The organism is Leucobacter chromiireducens (assembly GCF_051993095.1).
Lineage (GTDB): Bacteria > Actinomycetota > Actinomycetes > Actinomycetales > Microbacteriaceae > Leucobacter > Leucobacter chromiireducens.
The window spans coordinates 731,180-748,711 of record NZ_CP197024.1 but is presented as its reverse complement, the minus strand read 5'-3'; the positions used below and the strand labels follow the sequence as shown (position 1 = coordinate 748,711).

Annotated in this window: 17 protein-coding genes and 1 pseudogene; 16 read left to right on the top strand and 2 right to left on the bottom strand. The window is 63.6% G+C overall.

Going from position 1 to position 17,532, the window contains the following annotated elements:
- Positions 1–32: 32 nt before the first annotated feature.
- Positions 33–1,163 carry an SIR2 family protein gene (locus ACR81A_RS03315; protein ID WP_440312586.1) on the bottom strand — a complete coding sequence of 377 codons (1,131 nt, stop codon included), beginning with the start codon at positions 1,161–1,163 and terminating at the stop codon, positions 33–35.
- Between the two features lie 183 nt (positions 1,164–1,346).
- On the opposite strand from ACR81A_RS03315, the pseudogene ACR81A_RS03310 reads away from it, so the two are divergent.
- The 14 genes and pseudogenes from ACR81A_RS03310 to ACR81A_RS03245 all read left to right on the top strand — a co-directional run.
- Positions 1,347–1,799 (top strand): annotated as a pseudogene (locus ACR81A_RS03310) (DNA cytosine methyltransferase); the annotation flags it as partial.
- Positions 1,800–1,845: 46 nt separating this feature from the next.
- Positions 1,846–2,286: a hypothetical protein gene (locus tag ACR81A_RS03305; protein WP_440313162.1), complete on the top strand. Its 441-nt coding sequence runs from the start codon at positions 1,846–1,848 to the stop codon at positions 2,284–2,286.
- Positions 2,287–2,821: 535 nt separating this feature from the next.
- Positions 2,822–4,477, top strand: coding sequence for an ABC-F family ATP-binding cassette domain-containing protein (locus tag ACR81A_RS03300; RefSeq protein ID WP_440312585.1), 1,656 nt, complete (start codon positions 2,822–2,824; stop codon positions 4,475–4,477).
- Entirely contained in the window at positions 4,474–5,742 is a 1,269-nt protein-coding gene (locus tag ACR81A_RS03295) for an MFS transporter (protein ID WP_440312584.1), read from the top strand. Before ACR81A_RS03300 ends, ACR81A_RS03295 begins: the two co-directional genes overlap by 4 nt.
- Before the next feature lie 170 nt (positions 5,743–5,912).
- Positions 5,913–6,752 (top strand): helix-turn-helix domain-containing protein, encoded by an 840-nt coding sequence (locus ACR81A_RS03290; protein ID WP_440312583.1) that lies wholly within the window; start codon positions 5,913–5,915, stop codon positions 6,750–6,752.
- A 225-nt stretch (positions 6,753–6,977) separates the two neighbouring features.
- Positions 6,978–8,060 (top strand): ArdC-like ssDNA-binding domain-containing protein, encoded by a 1,083-nt coding sequence (locus ACR81A_RS03285; protein ID WP_440312582.1) that lies wholly within the window; start codon positions 6,978–6,980, stop codon positions 8,058–8,060.
- Positions 8,060–8,962 (top strand): bifunctional DNA primase/polymerase, encoded by a 903-nt coding sequence (locus ACR81A_RS03280; RefSeq protein ID WP_440312581.1) that lies wholly within the window; start codon positions 8,060–8,062, stop codon positions 8,960–8,962. Before ACR81A_RS03285 ends, ACR81A_RS03280 begins: the two co-directional genes overlap by 1 nt.
- A 35-nt stretch (positions 8,963–8,997) precedes the next feature.
- The gene (locus tag ACR81A_RS03275; RefSeq protein ID WP_440312580.1) at positions 8,998–9,687 is read left to right on the top strand and encodes a DUF2637 domain-containing protein; all 690 of its coding nucleotides are present in this window, start codon (positions 8,998–9,000) and stop codon (positions 9,685–9,687) included.
- Complete coding sequence (locus tag ACR81A_RS03270) at positions 9,684–10,118, top strand: hypothetical protein (protein ID WP_440312579.1); 435 nt, start codon at positions 9,684–9,686, stop codon at positions 10,116–10,118. The genes ACR81A_RS03275 and ACR81A_RS03270 overlap by 4 nt, the downstream gene beginning before the upstream one ends.
- A gap of 75 nt (positions 10,119–10,193) precedes the next feature.
- Entirely contained in the window at positions 10,194–11,060 is an 867-nt protein-coding gene (locus ACR81A_RS03265) for a hypothetical protein (RefSeq protein WP_440312578.1), read from the top strand.
- Positions 11,057–12,124 (top strand): ParB N-terminal domain-containing protein, encoded by a 1,068-nt coding sequence (locus ACR81A_RS03260; protein WP_440312577.1) that lies wholly within the window; start codon positions 11,057–11,059, stop codon positions 12,122–12,124. The genes ACR81A_RS03265 and ACR81A_RS03260 overlap by 4 nt, the downstream gene beginning before the upstream one ends.
- 82 nt (positions 12,125–12,206) lie before the next feature.
- Entirely contained in the window at positions 12,207–12,902 is a 696-nt protein-coding gene (locus ACR81A_RS03255; protein WP_440312576.1) for a hypothetical protein, read from the top strand.
- Between the two features lie 7 nt (positions 12,903–12,909).
- Positions 12,910–14,091, top strand: coding sequence for a M23 family metallopeptidase (locus tag ACR81A_RS03250; protein ID WP_440312575.1), 1,182 nt, complete (start codon positions 12,910–12,912; stop codon positions 14,089–14,091).
- Entirely contained in the window at positions 14,088–14,354 is a 267-nt protein-coding gene (locus ACR81A_RS03245) for a DUF6112 family protein (protein WP_440313124.1), read from the top strand. The genes ACR81A_RS03250 and ACR81A_RS03245 overlap by 4 nt, the downstream gene beginning before the upstream one ends.
- A gap of 19 nt (positions 14,355–14,373) precedes the next feature.
- Here ACR81A_RS03245 and ACR81A_RS03240 read toward each other — a convergent pair whose 3' ends face one another.
- Positions 14,374–15,732, bottom strand: coding sequence for a hypothetical protein (locus tag ACR81A_RS03240; protein ID WP_440312574.1), 1,359 nt, complete (start codon positions 15,730–15,732; stop codon positions 14,374–14,376).
- 102 nt (positions 15,733–15,834) lie between these two features.
- Here ACR81A_RS03240 and ACR81A_RS03235 point away from each other — a divergent pair, with 102 nt between their 5' ends.
- Together ACR81A_RS03235 and ACR81A_RS03230 are read left to right on the top strand one after the other, a co-directional pair.
- A complete protein-coding gene (locus ACR81A_RS03235) occupies positions 15,835–16,104 on the top strand; it encodes a DUF6112 family protein (RefSeq protein ID WP_024355940.1) in 270 nt (89 codons plus the stop codon).
- Positions 16,105–16,134: 30 nt separating this feature from the next.
- Positions 16,135–17,532, top strand: coding sequence for a conjugal transfer protein TrbL (locus ACR81A_RS03230; protein ID WP_440312573.1), 1,398 nt, complete (start codon positions 16,135–16,137; stop codon positions 17,530–17,532).

The following is a 17,532-nucleotide window of genomic DNA, read 5'->3' as shown; positions in this document are numbered from 1 at the left end:
GACACCGTCACGTCATGCAGGTGTACATTTCACTACTCGATGAAAGCTTGCCAGGAGGCAGTTTCTTCGGCACCACTGGCGCCATCCCGGTTGATTGTCAGCCAGGCCTTGGAGCGGCCATCCTCAGCACCCCAGCCGAAGGCCCGCTCTACGTCTCGGCGACGCAACTCCTCACCATACGTGACAACAAGAACGCGGGGTTTCGGATCGCGCTCAATGAATTCCGAACGCAATGTATTGTTCACGGGGTCATCTTTGAAGGAGTAGCCGATTATGAGCCACCGATCCGCTTCCGCTAAACCGGAGGCGAACATCTCGTAGGCAAGGTTGAAGGGAAACTGGGCTACATGATCTGCTTTGTCTCGTCGATTCGCGAGAACGACAACGGGACGGACGTTTGTGGTTTCTTCGCGGATTGCTCGCCATTGCTCGCCGTCTTCCAGCATCTCCTTGGGCAATTTGGCATGGATAGTCTGATCGCGCGTAGCCCAGAAGGTAAGTGATCCGTGGATATGCAGCAGTTGCACTCTCTTGCTGCTCGGGAAGTCAGCACTGCTAGCCCTCAGCGCATGAACCCTACGCTCAACCTCATCATCAACCAGGACATTCACAAAGCGGTTGCCATGCCCCATATCTGCAACTTCTCGCTGACATACCGTCAGGAGCGCTGCGAGCAAGAGCGTGTCGTAATTTAGATTGCCGATCACAACTCTTCCGTTGAACGACTCCGTGATCGCAGTTACGAGGCCATAGAGACTCTGTGAATCGTCGACGTTAGCGTGCGATCGCTCAGCAATGACTTCGAGGACATGCGAGATACCTGTGTCGCGCACCTGCTCGGCGAACTTTGAAACGCGGCGGATAGCCTTCCTGAGTTTTTTATCGGAGGGCTTGGTCAGCTCAGCAAGGGTATCGAGGACATCAAGCGTGCGTGACTCAGCGCCGAATGCGCCGACAAGCACCTCAAAGTCATCGGCGCTTGTTGCTCCGTATGGAAGCGCACGCTCGGCGATCTCCTTCATGGCAACGACGACGTCCCCGCCTTCCGACTTTTCGATGCGTTGCAGAACCTCCTCCGTGATGCGCTGAAGGTTCAACTCAGGGTTAAATGCGATCGAGAGACCATTGCCAACGAGAACTGCCACGTTCCGCTCAGCCGTCATTTCTCTCCTCTGTCCGGTTCCCTAACGCGGATCAGATACGCGTTGACGCCTACCCCAGATTATCCGATACTCCTCGCTTGCAAGAGGCGTGACAACTCGTGTGAGCGAACCGCGAAGGTTGAGCGGCGAACGCTGGCGACGGCTGTCTGCGTGCGGATCGGGTGCCTGAGTGAGCGCTGATCCGTGGGCGGTCGGAGCACCTGGTTGGTGACCAGCTCGGGGCAGCAGTACGGCTCCGGGATCACCGTTCCAGGAGGTTCGCCCGTGGCCGACGCCCCACTCCCCGCGCCGCTTCGTGTCGGGTCATTGTTCTCCGGCTACGGCGGGCTTGATCTCGCCGTTGAGGAAGTCTTCAACGCCCGCACCGTCTGGTTCTCCGAGATCAACGAACCTGTCGCACGCGTCTTCTCCCGCCACTGGCCAGATGCCCCGAACCTTGGCGACATCACTCTGATCGACTGGAACACGGTGCCACCGGTGGACATCCTCTGCGGAGGATTCCCCTGCCAAGACGTTTCGACTGTCGGGAAGATGGCCGGTTTGAAACCCGGCACCCGCTCCGGCCTCTGGGCGCATATGGCGACAGCGATCGACGTGCTGCAACCCGAATGGGTCGTGATCGAGAACGTTCGTGGGCTGCTCTCCGCGCCCGCGATCCGAGCAACCCCTGAAGGAGACGATGATGAGCAACGCAACCCCGCAGACGCAACCCCCGACGATGCAACCCCTCGCAGTGTGGAACCCGGGCCGTGGCATCTGGGAGAAACCGCAACTCGACCTCTTCGGGCAGCAGGAGCAGTTCTGGGAGACCTGGCCGACCTCCGGTATGACGCGCAATGGATCGGTCTACCCGCTTCCCATGCCGGCGCGCCTCACCCCAGATACCGTGTCTTCGTCCTCGCCCACCGCACTATTCCGCACACCCCTGGCATCGGATGCCTCCCGCGGTGGCGAGAGCTTGCAGCAGGTGAAGGCACGGCGGGGCACGATCGCGCTAAGTCATCAGATTATCGATCTCGCCCTCCACGGGCCTGCCAGCTACCCGCGCACCGAGGAACCCGACAGCCTGTGGAACCTGATCAGGCAACTCTTCAACGATGGGGAAAGTACGCTGGCGCCGTAGCACGCTGGGTACAAATTGTCGGCAGGCCTGCCCCAGCACCAGCGCTCCTCACGGGAGGAACCGGCCCACGGCCGGCTCCCGGCTTTGTGGAGTGGCTGATGGGTCTGCCCTCAGGCTGGGTGACCGATCCACACCATGGGCTCACCTCGAACCAACAGTTGGCAGCCCTCGGCAACGGCGTCCTGCCCGCGCAGGGAATCCTCGCCCTACGGGGCCTTTTGCCTCTCGGCGCACTGCGCGAACATGGCTGATCGACAGCGCTCTCTTCCAGTTGCAGAGCAGATCGTCGCGCCCTCGACGCGCCCTCGACGCGCCCTGCCGCGTTACCTTTCGCCCGGAACCAGTGAGTCACGCACTCGTGCGCTAGAATGAAGGCATGCATTTGTACTTCATGTGACGGCTGAGCAGGCCCACCACGCTCGTTGAGTATCTCCGAGTTCGTGGCGGCCGTTCGCTTTGACCCATTTTCTGGGTCGCCGTCATTTTGTGCGCTTTGTGCTTCCGGGCTCTCGGCGCGCTGTTTCGAAGGATTCACATGCTTACCCTCATCAACCGTTATCCAGCGCGCCAGCGCGCGCAACTCATAGCCGCAGGCATCTCTCTGACCCGCGGCACCACGCCCGTGCTCCATGAGGTAGACCTCGCGATCACCCCGTCCTCTCGCGTCGCCATCATTGGCGAGAACGGTCGAGGTAAGTCATCGCTTCTCCACGTGCTCTCCGGAGCGTTGACACCTGACAGCGGCACTGTCCAACTGATCGGAACAGTCGGTATCGCCGAGCAAGAAATGGATGCCGAGGAGAACCGAACCGTAGGACAGGTGGTTGCAGAAGCTATCGCGGCCCCGCTTACAGCTCTCGCCGCGCTGGACGCCGCAGCGTCGGCACTGGAGCGCGGCGAGAGTGACGCGGAAGACAGATACGCGACTGCGCTAGAGGCGGCAGAAGCACTCGATGCCTGGGATGCGGAACGGCGTGTGCAGGTAGCGCTTGAAGCTCTCAGTGCGGAGACAGATCCAACCCGCCAGCTCTCCACACTTTCGGTGGGGCAACGGTATCGCGTACGTCTGGCATGTCTTCTCGGAGCAGACCATGATTTCCTCCTGCTGGATGAGCCCACCAACCACCTCGACCGTGACGGGCTCGAGTTCCTCACATCACAGCTTCGCTCGCGTACTGGCGGGGTCGTCGTCGTCAGTCATGATCGTGCGCTGCTGATCGATATCGCGGAGACGATTGTCGACCTCGACCCCACACCCGACGGACGACCGCGCATCTACGGCAACGGCTACGCCGGGTATCGGGAAGGTCGCGTTGCCGAACGCGAACGCTGGAAGCTGGAGTACGAGCGCCAACAGTCCGAGCATGCACGGTTGCAGGACAGTTTGAGCAGTGCACAGAATCGTCTCGTTTCGGGGTGGCGTCCGGAGAAGGGGACGAACAAGCACGGACGAGCTACCCGCGCCGGGGGCCTGGTCCAGAGCGTGCACCGGCGACAGGAAGCTCTACAAGCGCACGCCATTACAGTTCCAGAGCCACCGCAAGTGTTCCGATTCCCCGAGCTGATGACACGAACCGGCGCCATCTTGCTCAGGGCGGACGGGGTCAGCGTTACCGGGCGACTCTCTCGGCCGGCGACCATTTCACTCGCGCATCGTGAGCGTTTGGTCGTGACCGGACCCAACGGTGCCGGCAAGTCCACCCTCCTGAACGTGCTGAGTGGAGACCTGCTGCCAGATACCGGTGCAGTGCGACGTCCAGAAAGCACTCGTCTGGGCTTCCTCCGTCAAGAGTCCGAGTTGCCTCCCGGTCGCCGAGCGAGCGACGTTTTCTCAACTCACATCGCATCACTCATCAGCGCGGGAGAGCTGTCCGATTCGGAAGCGGTGGGTTTGTCCCAACTGGGTCTTCTGCGACCGCAGGAGACGGGCAAGAAAATCGGCGATCTTTCAATGGGACAGAGACGTCGTCTCGATTTGGCGCTGATACTTGCCCAACGGCCGCACGTGCTCCTCCTCGACGAACCTACAAATCATCTCTCCATTGCGCTGGTCGATGAACTCACCGATGCGTTGGGAGCCACGCAAGCTGCGGTCATTGTGTCAACGCACGACCGACAACTTCTTCGGGATACAGCGGATTGGCCCCACCTCTCCCTCGACGCCACAATCGAGAGCGCGGTGACAGCATGAACGAGTCCACCTCAAACCGGATGCGCGCTCTGCGTCCGTTCAAGTCTCGTGACTACCGGCTTCTGTTCGCGGCAGTCGGTATCGAGGTGTTTGGCACTGGGATGTGGACCATCGTGATGGTCTTCCAGGTGCTTGCGCTCGATGACAGTCCTCTTGCGCTCTCCGCCGTTGCAACGGGGATGAGCTTGGGGTTGTTCCTCTTCTCGATCCTCGGCGGTGTGGTCGCGGATCGGTTCTCCAAGCGAACGATCATCATCACCGTGCAGGGGCTTACCACGGCGATGATGACTGGAGTTGCAGCCCTCTCTCTGACGGGGTCCATCGAGCTGTGGCACGTCGGTGCTGCCTCCTTCGTCATGGGTGCAGGAAGCGCCTTCTTCTACCCCGCCTACAGCGCGTACTTGCCCCAAGTTCTCCCTCCTGAACAATTGCTCGCGGCCAATGGGCTCGAAGGCGCCCTCCGCCCATCCATGGGACAAGGGCTTGGCCCTGCCCTCGGAGGGGTCGTGGTCGGCATGTTCTTCCCAGCGGCTGGGGCGATCATTGTGGCGGTTTCCTACGCCATCGCGTTCGCGATCACACTCTTCCTCAGCCACAAGGACGAACCGATACAGGCTGCTCCGGTAGCGGAGCGGACAAGTGTGTGGAGTGATATCCGCACCGGAGTGAAGTATGTCGCGCGGACACGTTGGCTCTTGTGGACGCTGATTTTCGGATCATCTCTTGCGCTAATCATCCAGGGCCCGATCGAAGTGCTGCTGCCTTTCCTGACCCGCGAGCGTTTCGAGGAGCCCGAAGCCACCTTCGGCTTCCTCCTAGCCGCATACGGCATCGGCGGAGCCGCCGGTTCACTGGTCGTGTCGTCCTTGAAGCTTCCCCGCCGATATCTGACGTTCATGATCCTCTGTTGGGGAGGAGGGACGCTTCCGCTCGTGGTGATTGGCGCCGCCAACAACCTCGTCGTGATGCTCGCCGCACTGTTCATCGTCGGTGCAACCACCGGGGCCGGTGTGGTCATTTGGGGAACTCTGCTGCAACGGCTCGTCCCACTGGAAATGATTGGCAGAGTCGCAAGTCTCGACTTCTTTGTCTCGATCGCGTTCATGCCTGTATCCATCGCCATCGCAGGCCCACTCTCACTGCTGGCACCCATCCCGACTATCTTCATGATCGCTGGAATCGTCCCACCAGTGTTGGCTGTCGTCGCCTTGCGGGCGGGGCGAATGCTCGAAGTCGAAAGGACACATCACCTAGACGCTCATTGAGACTCAGTTCCTTGTCTTCGGCATCAGCGCCACCGTTTGGCTTCGAGGAGATGAAACCTCGAAGTCAAACGATGGGCTCTGCCCGCACATCCGACAAAGACGCGTACTCACCGCTGGCCGCACGAACTCAGTCTCACCACTCCCCACTTGATCCTGTCGCGTTCGACTGTGTGAAGATCATTGTGGTGAGAGCAGGTAGCGCCCGACTCTTCAGTGAGTTTGGGCGTCGCCACATCAACGTCGGTGATGTGGTCGTGCTCGCGGCGAACACGCTGTGCGGCGCTGAGCCCGAGGGCTGGATCACGACGACGACGTTGTATCTGGATCGCGACTATGTGATCGACCAGGTGTACTGGCAACACGCTGCACGGTTCCACACTCGCCATGACGCCAGCGACTTCGTGGATGCTTACTACGCGGAACCTGCAAAGATCGTGCGTCTTGGCGAGGAGCGTGCTGGTCTACTTACGCCTTGGCTTGACGAACTCGCAGCGCTGAGCGTCGACGGCCTGACACCTGAGCGCTTCTATCGCGCACAAGCCTGTCTGTTTGCCGTCCTTGATGTCGTCGTGCCGATGCTGACGACATCGGACGAACGCATGACCTCAACTCAACGGATCGCCGAAGTACCGTCTGCACCTCGCCGCCGCCAGTTCCGCGCTTCACGCATCGAAGCGCGGGATTCCGCCGAACGACTTCGTGAACAGCTTGATCGACGATGGACTCTGGCGGACTTAGCGCAGGCCGCGCACCTGTCCTCCTCACAGCTCCGGCGGATATTCGTTGAAGCATTCGGGAAGTCTCCAATCGCATATCTAACGATGCTCCGAGTGCAGCGAATGGTCGAACTCTTGCGAACCACCGACGCTCCGATTGCGGTCATCGCTGCAGAAGTCGGCTGGGGCGATCCTGATTTCGCTGGACGCCAGTTTCGTCGTAATGTCGGTGTCTCTCCGAGTGAGTATCGAAGGATCAGCCTCAGTACCGCAAGGGATCGCGCCCCGGAGTAAGTGCGCGAGATTCCGGGCGAAATGACCATGATCCGATGCTTGGATCACCCGGCTCCCGACATGTGAGGTAGAGCTGGGCTGACCACGTCGGGTTCAGTGATGCACCTGATGGTCGCTCACAATCTGTCCGTCGTCCGTCTCGATTGTCTTCTCTGAGTTCCTTCGCGCACCTTCTGGTCGCAGGGTAACCCGCCGTGTGTGGAGCCTTGCGGAAGGAGGACGACGATGGCAACAGCCGAGGAAGCACGAGCAGGACGGGATGCGAAGCTCGATGCGCTGCATGAACAGCTCACCGGCGCGGTGGAGTCATTGGTGTCGGGTGAGGACTGGAAGCAGGCGCTCACGTTCGCGGCCAGGTTTCGTGCCCGTTCGTTCAACAACACGCTGTTGATCTTCGTGCAGCATCAGGCGGCGTTTGAGGCGGGCCGGGTGTCGGAGCCGGTGCCGTCGTATGTGGCGGGATTCAAACAGTGGCAGCGACTCGGCAGGCAGGTCGAGAAAGGCCAGTCGGGGTACATGATCCTCGCCCCCGTCACCGGCCGATTCGCGTCCGCGACGCCGAAGGTCGCGGAATCGTGGCGCAGGATGTCGCGGTTTGAGAAGCCGAAGCCCGGTGAGGCGGTGCGCTCCCGCATGGTCGGTGTCCGCCCCGCCTACGTGTGGGATGTCTCGCAGACCGCAGGCGATCCGATCCCTACACCGCCGTCACCACGGCTGCTGGAAGGTGAAGCACCCGATGATCTTTGGGAGGGCGTCGCCGCTCAGGTTGAGGCGCAAGGGTTCACCGTGATGCGGGTGCCGCACGAGGGCATGATCCACGGCGCCAATGGCCTCACTGATTTCGGTGCGAAGACGGTGGCGGTGCGGGAGAACATGCCCGATGCCGCCCAGGTGAAGACTCTCGTACACGAACTCGCCCACGTCCTCCTGCACGGCCCTGACAATCCCGACGCGACGGGGCATCGCGGAATCGGTGAGGTGGAGGCGGATTCGGTCGCGTTGATGGTGGCTGCGGCGCATGGCATGGATACCAGTGATTACACGGTGCCGTATGTGTCGGGGTGGGCGGCGACGGTGCCGGAGAAGTCCCCGGTCGAAGTCGTCCAAGCCACCGGCGAACGAGTCCGCAAGACCGCCGCCGGGATTCTCGATCAGCTTCCGACGGTGCAGATCAGCAACGGTGATCCTCCCGGCCTCACCCGCGACCCCGCCGCGAAGAAGCAGACCGAACCGATGGCCGAGGCTGCTGCTGATCCGTTGACCGAGGAGCCCCGTCGTCCGGTCGCATCCTCCGCGAGGAGCTTCTGATGGGCGCCATCGACGTGTTCTCCGAGATCAGCCGACTGTCGCTCCCGGAGGCTGCGGCAAGGTTCGTATCTGCCGGGGTGCCGGTGTTTCCGTGTGTGCCGGGTGAGAAGCGTCCGCTGGTGCGCCGCGGCTTCCACGACGCAACCGAGGACCCCGATCAGGTTGATGCTTGGTGGTTGAGGTGGCCGCAAGCGAACATTGGCATCCCCACCGGCGCCCTCTCCGGTGTGGATGTTGTCGATGTTGACGTACACTCCACCGGCACCGGATTCCCGGCGTTCCGTGCTGCACACAGTGAAGGCCTTGCCGCCGGGTGGGCGGCGCTCGTGCGCACCCCTTCCGGCGGACTCCATGCGTACTATCCGGTAGCCCCGGACCGGTCGCAGTCGTCGTGGCAGGCAGCGAACGCGCATGTCGATTTCCGTGGTGACGGCGGCTACATCATCGCCCCGCCCTCTCGCGTGCTTCGACCTGGCGGGGTGCGGGCCCCGTATCGGCTGATCGTCGCCGGTAACAACCCGGCCCCGGTGGATGCGGCACGTTTGCGCGACTCCCTTGGCCCCCGCACCCCGATCCCGCTCGACCGCACCCGTGTAGCACGGGCTGAGCGGCGGGGGTCAGATGCGCAGGTGCTCGCCGGCTGGGTTGCGGGGCGTGGTGAGGGCGAGCGGAACCGGGGCCTGTTCTGGGCCGCGTGCCGTCTCGCGGAAGCCGACACCCCGCCCGACGCGACGTTTGAAGCCCTCAGCCCCGCGGCAGAGCACGCGGGCCTGGGAAGGCGGGAGATTATGGCGACGATCCGCTCCGCTTACCGCACCACCCACCCCGCGCCCCGAGTTGTCGAATCCGTGGCGAATGAGCGGCGTCTCGTGCGCGAATCACCAGGGAGGGCACTCTCGTGAACCCAATCGAGACGGCGCAGCCGAGGGGTCGCCGGTTGGCAGCCGTGACCGCGATCACGGGCACTGTGTTCATCGCGGCCGGTGCGTTCTGGTTGTCGTTCACGGCGCTTGCCGATCTGGCGCGTCGGTCTGGGATCGATGCGGGGCAGGCATGGGCGTGGCCGTTGATCGTGGACGGCATCATCGTCGTCGCGACCGTCGCTGTCGTCGCCCTCGCTGGGCAACAACGTCCGACTTGGTATCCCTGGACGTTGCTTGCTGCGGGGGCTGTGGTGTCGGTGACGGCGAACGCGATCCACGCGATCATCGCCGCAGACACCGACGTTCCCAGCGTGCTTGCCGCATCGGTCGCGGCGATCCCGCCGCTCGTGCTGCTCGCAATCACACACCTCACCGTCATCCTCACCCGACCCGTCACGCCCGACGAGAAGCAAGCGATGGAACCTGTTGTCACGTCGGCTGAGCGCAGGTCTGAGGTGACGGTGATCGAGCCGACTCAGCCGCTTCGTCCGGCCATCGAGGAGAGTGCCCCGCCCGCAGTGGAGGCGGCACCAGCGCCGCAGCTGTCGGATGCGTTGGTGTCGGTGAGTGAGCGACGGGCGGAGGCCGCGCAACTGCGTGAGCTGGAGGGGTGGTCGAACAAGCAGATTGCCCGGCACTTGGGCGTGCATCCGTCGACCGTGGGCCGCTGGTTCGGCACAGACACGAAGGAGGAAACACCATGAACGACTACCCGCAGCCAGAACGCGGCGACCCACCCGACCCCCGCCCAGAACCACCACCTTCAGAAGGCACGGGCGAGCGGTCAGCGTTCGCAGTGCACCGCGACCCCTCACTCACCGCCACCACTGCTGCTGCTGATCCTGCGTCGCGGGTGGGGCGTGGAATCGCATGGGTACGGCCGACTGATCTGATCGCGTCGAGCACCGCCCGAATCGCCGGCCGTGGCATCAACTTCCAGGCCGAGCTCGCGCATCGGGCCCACCGGACGCTAGGGCAGGCCTACCGTGCGACCCGCAATGAGGTCCGTGGCATCCGAGATCGCCGCGCCGAACGAACAGCGCCCGAAGAGCCGTCGGGGTTCGATGTGTTCGAGCCGCAGGACCGTCAACGCTCGTCGTCGTGGGTGCGGCCGTCTGGGATCGGGCGGGGGTGAGGGCCCGTGTTCCGGGAAGCGCCGGGCCAGGCTGACGGGGATGAGGTGCGCACCTTCCTGTCAGGAGGTGCCACCATGCCACAACACCACAATCACCGACCACGCGATCGGCGGCGAGGTTTCGAGAGCTCTGAACGACTCCGAGAACTCCTCACCCGCCTGAACGATGAGGGGCCAGGCGCTTGGCGCAGCGACCCGGAAGCCGCGGCGCTCATGCAGCACGCCGCCCAGAGATACGCAGCCCTCGCACGCAAGCACGGCCTCGATCCGTGGGAGGCGGCGACTGCGGCGTTTGAGGCGATGCGCACCGCAGCCGTCCGCCGGGCAGATGACCCTTGGGCTGTCATTACCCGCGCGGTGCAGATCACCTGCATCGCAGAGAATCGCGCGAACGGGCTGCTGTGCTCAGTGCATCAGGCACGCCGCCCCAGGTACTCGAGTTTCCACGACGCTGAACGGTTCTCTGACCGGGAGAACCCGCTCACTGATTACCACCCGGCATTCCGCGCCGACCCCTTCACCCACGATGAGGACGATAGCGGCGGCGCGAGCAAATCGTCGGGGTCGACCGGGGTTGAATCGGCGGTCGAGGACACGATCGCCCTTCTGTGCTGGAACGGGTGGGAACCAGAACTCGCCCGCGCAAGCATCGAGTGCATCACCGCCCGCCTCGCCGAATCCGTCTCCCGCGCAGGCGCCTACGAGTCGTTGCGGAGGGATCGTCACGCCCGCGCCCTCCTCGACATCCCCGCACCGTCTTGGTATCGGCTACTGCGCATCATTCTCGGTTCCCCCGACACGCACCTTTCGGGTACGAATGCGGGCCGCGGGGTGCTGCTGCGGCTCCTGATCGGTGACTCCCTCCGCCACCTCATCGCAGACAGTGAGTTGGAGACGGCGATCAAAGTTGCCGCTCCCGGCAGGATGCGAGGCCGGCCATGAGCGAGCCGGGGCATATCGAGTTGGAGCGGGCGGTCGATTCGATCTGGGCCGGCCGCCGACACCGGGAAGACTATGGCGATCTCGACTCGCTCGTGGCGTCGATCATGCGTGATGGGTTGTTGCAGCCGATCACGATCACCCCGGACGGGATGCTGATCTGCGGCGCCCGTCGCCTCGCCGCGATCCGCACGCTGGGGTGGAAGACCGTGAACGTGTGGGTGCGCTCCGGTATCTCCACCATCCTCGGGCAGCTCCTCGCCGAGCAGGACGACAACCTGCTCCACAAGCCCCTCACCCGCACCGAGGAAGCCACCTTGTACGCCGAGCTGAAGGCGCTCATGGTCGAGGATGCGGCGGGCCGTCAGGAAGCGTCACGGTTCACCTCAAAACAAGAAAACCCCAGGTCACACGGTGCCGCCACCGTGGCGGCACCGCAAAAGGGCGAAACCCGGCAGCAAGCCGCCCTCATGGTCACCGGCCGCAACTCCTACACCTCGCTGGAACGCATCAACGAGTTGCAGCAGATCGCCGCTGACCTCGCACAGCCCGAAGAGGTCCGGGAACGGGCGCGGGACGAGCTTGACCGGATTGATGCGGGCGAGTCGATCACCGGGGCACAGCATCGCATCCGCGCCGCGCAAGCCCTCGCCGAACTCGACATCCTCGCCACCGACCCCGCACAACCCGCAGGTATCCGAGACGCTGCCGCAGCAGGTGCTGCGCGCCTGCGGGAGCTTGAAGACACCGCACGGCCTGCGGATTTGCAGCGGTTGGCGGAGATCGCGGTCGAGCGCGCGAGGACTGCAACGAAGAAGCGCCCCAACCAGCTCGCATCCGCCCGGCTCCACGCTGTCGAGGAGCCGGTGCGGGAGTTTCTGCCGGTGCGGTCGTTCGTCTACCTCTGGGATGAACTCTCCACCTGGGCCGAACGCTACGACCCCGACACCATCGGCCCAGCGCTCTCGAACGAGCAATGGGTCATGTTCGAGCACGCCGTCACTGCAACGATCGCGTTCCTTGATGCCGCCCGTAAGGCACGCGACGCGCACCGCAACACCGCCTGACCCTTCCTTCTGCCGTTCCTCTCTGGGGGTGCGTGGGGTGCACCTGTCTGGTGATCCGCACATTGCCGGGAAGGACACCAGGATGGACCCCACCGCTCGCCGCCACCGCACCACGCTCATCGCCGTCATCGCAGGCGGGCTCATCCTGCTCACCCTCCTCGGCGTCGGCGTGTACGGCCTCATCCGCGGACCCCAGACCGCCGAGGCTGTGGACCTAGTCGCGACGGATATCCCAGCGGCGACGCGCCCGGCAGACACATGGCTTTCGGGGGCTGAGCCGGTAGTCACGATTGGCGAACCAGAGGAGTTCGCGGTCGCGGTGGCGGAGGCGCTGTTCACCTGGGATACCACCAGAGGATACGGACCCGCGGACTATGCGCAGATGCTCGCTGATGTCACGGCCGCCGAGGAAGCCGACGCCGCAGCCTCCGATGTCCGCGCCTACCTGCCCTCAGCGGAGGCGTGGGCGAAGTTGCGTACGCATCAGACGAGGCAGTGGCTCACCATCGACACGATCGAGATCCCGGCCGTGTGGGAGGACGCGGTGGCGCAGGCGGCGCCGGGGCAACTGCCGGACGGCGCGGTCGCGTACACGGTCACCGGCACCCGTCACCGCACCGGCTACTGGGGCACCGACCCTGTCACCACGACGCATGAGGTGGCGTTCACCGTGTTCCTCACCTGCACACCCGAACGAGACCCGGCACCGTCTGCCGATCCGCTCACCGAGACCTGCGCGCTCTTGCGACTGTCACAGTTCGACAACCCGCTGCGATAACCCGATCATGCTCAAGAAACTCCTCGCCTCTCTTGCCGTCGCTGCGGTGTGTTTCGGCCCCGCCACAGTGCTCCTGTCCGTTGCTGTTCTCGCGAATCCTGCGGTCGCCGCGTGCGCGCCGGGATCGTTGATCGTGGGGCCGATCCCTGACTCGCTCACCGCGACGACGAAGAACGGTGAGACGGTGACGTTGAACCGTCAGCAGCTCACCCATGCGGCGACGATCATCACTGTTGGTGGGCAGACCGATGGAGTGGGGCGTCCGGGGGTGGTGATCGCGTTGATGGCGGCACTCACGGAGTCGCATCTGCGGATGCTCGCGAACACCGGTACCTACCCCGAGTCCGCGAACTACCCCAACGACGGGGACGCGTCCGACCACGACTCTCTCGGCCTGTTCCAGATGCGCCCACAAGCCGGCTGGGGCACCGTGCCTGAGCTCATGGACCCGAACTACCAGGCCCGTGCGTTCTACGGCGGACCCACCGGACCCAACTACCCCTCACCGCGAGGATTGCTGGACATTCCGGGGTGGCAGCAGCTCGACCCCGGCGAAGCAGCACAGGCCGTCGAGGTGTCGGCGTACCCGGACAGGTATCAGAACTATCAGCCCGTCGCCGAAGCGATCCTCACCACCCTCACCAAGCCCGCACCGTCAACCGGCGGCGGTGGAAGTGGCGAGGTCTTGGTGCCGGAGACCACACGGGTCGTGTTCCCGTTGCCGGAGGGCACCTGGGTGCGGACGAGTCCGTTCGGGTGGCGCACCGACCCGATCACCTTCGAGCAGGCATTCCACTCCGGCAGCGACTTCGCCGCCGCAGACGGCACCCCGATCTACGCCGTCGCCGACGGTATCGTCACCCACGCCGGATACACCGGCTCCTGGGGTGGGCTCATCATCGTCGAGCACACCGTCGGCGGGGAACGCATCGCGTCGTACTACGCGCACATGTGGGAGTACGGCATCCACGTCACCGAAGGGATGACCGTCACCGCCGGGCAACACATCGGCGATGTCGGCTCCTCAGGGAAATCCACCGGACCCCACCTCCACCTCGAAATTCGCCCCGGCGGCACCGGGCAGCCCGCGATCGACGCCGACCAATGGCTCACCGACCAAGGCGCGGAAGGCATCACCGGCGGCACTACCTCTCGCGCGTCCTGCACCCTGAGTGGGGGTGGGCGCTGATGGTGTTCCCCGACTTCGGTGGCGTCGGAGCCGCCGACGACCTCCGCAGTATCGTCGGGGCGTTGCTGATGTTCGTCCTCATCATCGCCGTACTCATGCTGATCGTCTCCGCGATCATCTGGGCCATCGCATCCTCCACCGGCAACGCCCACACCGCCACCAAAGCCAGGATCGGCGTTTGGGTAGCCCTTTGCGCCGCCGCTCTCGTTGGTGCCGGGGTCGCGTGGGTGAACTTCCTCCTCGGTGTCGGGGAACAGTTGTAGCCGCAGGAAACTATGACGTCTAGAACGGGAGGTCCGCTGAGGATGTTTCGGGAGATGTTGTCGATGGCTCTGGTTCGGTGTCCTCTTGCCACTCTGTCTTGATCGCGATGATGAGTTCCCGGTCAGAGCCCAGCTTTTCCATCGCTTTCTTGAATGCCTTGGAACGCGTGCTTGCAGTTCCAATGAATCCGCGCGAGACGAGTTGCGTAAAGACTCGCCGCCCCAGATACTTCGCATTCTTGTAAGTGACTCGGAAACCGTCTCGCGGCCCGACTTTGAATGTCGAATCAGTCATGGCGAGCCGCAGCCAGTCAGCCGAGACATACATGCCTTTGAGTGTCTGTCCGTCGAGTTTTCGTCCAGCGTCTCCGCGCACGAACTTGAACCAGAACGGGGTATCGAAGGCTCGCCAGTCCGCGGCCGTCTTCGGCAGTTCGCGGCCTTTCGGCATGAGGTCGAGCTGCTTCTCAATCTCCTTCCTGCGCCGATAGACCCACTCGTAGGTGCCGTGTCCATCGCCGCTGTCGGCTCGTTCGAGTCGCTTGTACTGGACGAAGGTGAAGGCATCGTGAAGCTGGTCCCAGTAGAGGAGGTCGACGCCAAGCTCTTCTTCGATGGGCTTCTTGTTCACTGACATGACCAGGAGCTTCCGTTGGCCGTTTCGATCTTCGAAAACGACGAGGCTTGCCGCGCGCTGGTCGGCGATGAGTTTGCCGTCAAATCGTTGAAGATCGAGTGGCAGTAGTTCCTCTTCCATGTCTCGCTCATAGCCGGCGTTCAGTACCGTGTCGAGAAGCGTCTCTTTCTCCTCGACGCTGGGCGGCTCGCCAAAGGCATCTGCGGGCAACGGAACCTCCGCAATCTGTGATGCGAGCAGGACCGCATCTCGCGCTTCGACTCTCGACTGTTGCACTTCATCGTCGAACGTGCGCGGTTCTCTGAACACGGAGTCCAGCCAGGGGCCGACTGTCGGGTCGACTTTTCGGAGATGGTTCAACAGGGCCGTCGCTGTAGGACCGTCGAGTCGGCGCGAATAGAAGTGTTGCGGCATTGCTGGCATTGAAACTACTTGTTCTCGCAACTGCTCAAGTTCGAGTGGTGCGAGCAGTCGGAGGATTGGTGACAAGGTCGCACGCAGCGTGCCACTCGCAATGCCTGCGACACCGCGCGTGACTGCTAACCCGATCAGGTAGTCCCCGGTGCCGAGTTCTTCATCTCCTTCGCGGACGATAGCGCAGAGGGAGCCGACGGTCGGAGTGGATTCCTTATCGAACGCTTCGCTGATCTTCTCAACGCTCTGGTAACTGATTCGGTTCGCGCCTTTCGCGTGCACGACGTACATCACCAGAGGCCTCGTTGTCTCGGCATTTCCCGTCATCTCCTCATTTTAGGAGAGCTCCTAGATTCGCCGTGGGCAAGTGGGTGCACCTGGCTGGCAAGCCCGCCATCCCTGGCGTTTGTGAGCTGAAGGAGCACCCCTGTGATTGATATTGATCCGAACGGTACCGGGCTTCCCGGTATCGAGCAGTTGCGCATCATCGTCGGCGCGGTGATGACCGTCGGCCTGATCCTCTCCGTCCTCGCCCTGATCGTCTCCGCGATCGTGTGGGGCTTCGGCGCGAACTCCTCGAATCCGCATCTCGCGTCGCGTGGGAAAGTCGGGGTGCTCGTCTCCTGTGGGGCGGCGATCATCTGCGGCGCATCTGTGACGCTCATCAACTTCTTCTGGGGCGTCGGCCAAGCCGTCTAACCCCAAAATTCGCGCGGGAAGGAGTGAGCGATGAGTGTGTGTGATGTGCCGGTGATCTCGGCCGTGTGCGACACCGTCGGCCAAGGAGCCGCCACGTTGATCGCTGCCCCGTTCGACTGGCTCGCCCAAGCCATGGGAGGCGCCGCAGCCTGGCTCTTCGAAGCCGTCTGGGCGGTGTTCGACACCACCACCCTCGTCGACGTATCTGACCCCGGCTATATCGGGGTCTACAACATCTTGTTCGGGGTGGCGGTGTTCGTGGTGCTGATCTTCTTCTGCCTGCAACTGATCACCGGTCTCATCCACCGCGACCCCGCCGCCCTCACCCGCGCTGCCCGGGGAGCTGCGAAAAGCATCCTCGGTTCCTTCGTCGCGATCGGGCTCACCGGGCTTCTGTTGGAGATCACGGATCAGCTTGCGATTGGGATCGTGCAAGCAACCGGGAACACGATGGAATCCATCGGCGACCGCATCGCCCTCCTTGCCGCAGGGTTCGCGGGAATCAACATCGCAGCCCCTGGTGTCGGGGCGATCGTCACGATCTTCCTCGCAGGCCTCGCCATATCGGCTGCTGCGATCGTGTGGTTTTCCCTCCTGATCCGCAAGGCTCTCCTGCTGGTCGCGATCGTGTTCGCCCCCATCGCACTTGCCGGGTTCTCCTGGGATGCCACCAAGGGGTGGTTTGGGAAGTGGGCGACGTTCGTGATCGCCCTAATCCTGTCCAAGCTCGTCCTCGTGGTGATCTTCCTCGTCGCCATCACCCAAGTCAGTGCACCGATTGAGCTGGATCTCGCGTCGATTAGCGACCCCATCGCAGGGGTTGTGCTGATGTTTATCGCCGCGTTCGCCCCTTATATGACATACAAGTTCGTCACGTTCATCGGGTTCGATATGTACCACTCGATGAGCGCCGAACAAGAAGCTAAGTCGGCACTCAACCGCCCGGTCCCCGTCCCGTCAGCGCCGAAGGCCGACGGCGCAAAGAAGGTGCTCGACGGCGCAGGCGACAAGGGAGGCGGTTCGGCTCCCTCTGGCGGCGGCACGTCACCCGCGTCGAGTACCGCTCCCGCTGCTGGTGACCGGGCTGCGGCAGCCGGTGGTTCCGGCACTGCCGCCGGTGCTGGGGCAGGGAGCGCAGGCGGTGGTGCTGGCGCGGCCCGAGCCGGTGCGGGTGCCGCTGCGGCGGGGCCTGCGGCTGCGGTTGTAATCGGCGCACAGGTCGCGAAAGCCGCCGCGACCGCGGGGCCGAAACTCGGCGGTGCTATTGGTGGGGCTGCGGAAGGTCAAGCGGCCGGTGCCGGTGAGACTGTGCAGCCGGCGCCGCCCGCACCGAGCCATACCCCGACTGCACCGCCCGCAGCGCCTTCGGTGCCCCCGGCGCGGCAGACGCCGCCGCCGGCTCCGAAGCCGCCGGCTGGGAAGGAGTGA

Excerpts from the sequence above, each read along its gene's own strand:
- ACR81A_RS03315 (WP_440312586.1), bottom strand. The coding sequence starts at position 1,163 with ATGACGGCTGAGCGGAACGTGGCAGTTCTCGTTGGCAATGGTCTCTCG.
- ACR81A_RS03305 (WP_440313162.1), top strand. The coding sequence starts at position 1,846 with ATGAGCAACGCAACCCCGCAGACGCAACCCCCGACGATGCAACCCCTC.
- ACR81A_RS03300 (WP_440312585.1), top strand. The coding sequence starts at position 2,822 with ATGCTTACCCTCATCAACCGTTATCCAGCGCGCCAGCGCGCGCAACTC.
- ACR81A_RS03295 (WP_440312584.1), top strand. The coding sequence starts at position 4,474 with ATGAACGAGTCCACCTCAAACCGGATGCGCGCTCTGCGTCCGTTCAAG.
- ACR81A_RS03285 (WP_440312582.1), top strand. The coding sequence starts at position 6,978 with ATGGCAACAGCCGAGGAAGCACGAGCAGGACGGGATGCGAAGCTCGAT.
- ACR81A_RS03280 (WP_440312581.1), top strand. The coding sequence starts at position 8,060 with ATGGGCGCCATCGACGTGTTCTCCGAGATCAGCCGACTGTCGCTCCCG.
- ACR81A_RS03270 (WP_440312579.1), top strand. The coding sequence starts at position 9,684 with ATGAACGACTACCCGCAGCCAGAACGCGGCGACCCACCCGACCCCCGC.
- ACR81A_RS03265 (WP_440312578.1), top strand. The coding sequence starts at position 10,194 with ATGCCACAACACCACAATCACCGACCACGCGATCGGCGGCGAGGTTTC.
- ACR81A_RS03260 (WP_440312577.1), top strand. The coding sequence starts at position 11,057 with ATGAGCGAGCCGGGGCATATCGAGTTGGAGCGGGCGGTCGATTCGATC.
- ACR81A_RS03255 (WP_440312576.1), top strand. The coding sequence starts at position 12,207 with ATGGACCCCACCGCTCGCCGCCACCGCACCACGCTCATCGCCGTCATC.
- ACR81A_RS03250 (WP_440312575.1), top strand. The coding sequence starts at position 12,910 with ATGCTCAAGAAACTCCTCGCCTCTCTTGCCGTCGCTGCGGTGTGTTTC.
- ACR81A_RS03240 (WP_440312574.1), bottom strand. The coding sequence starts at position 15,732 with ATGACGGGAAATGCCGAGACAACGAGGCCTCTGGTGATGTACGTCGTG.
- ACR81A_RS03230 (WP_440312573.1), top strand. The coding sequence starts at position 16,135 with ATGAGTGTGTGTGATGTGCCGGTGATCTCGGCCGTGTGCGACACCGTC.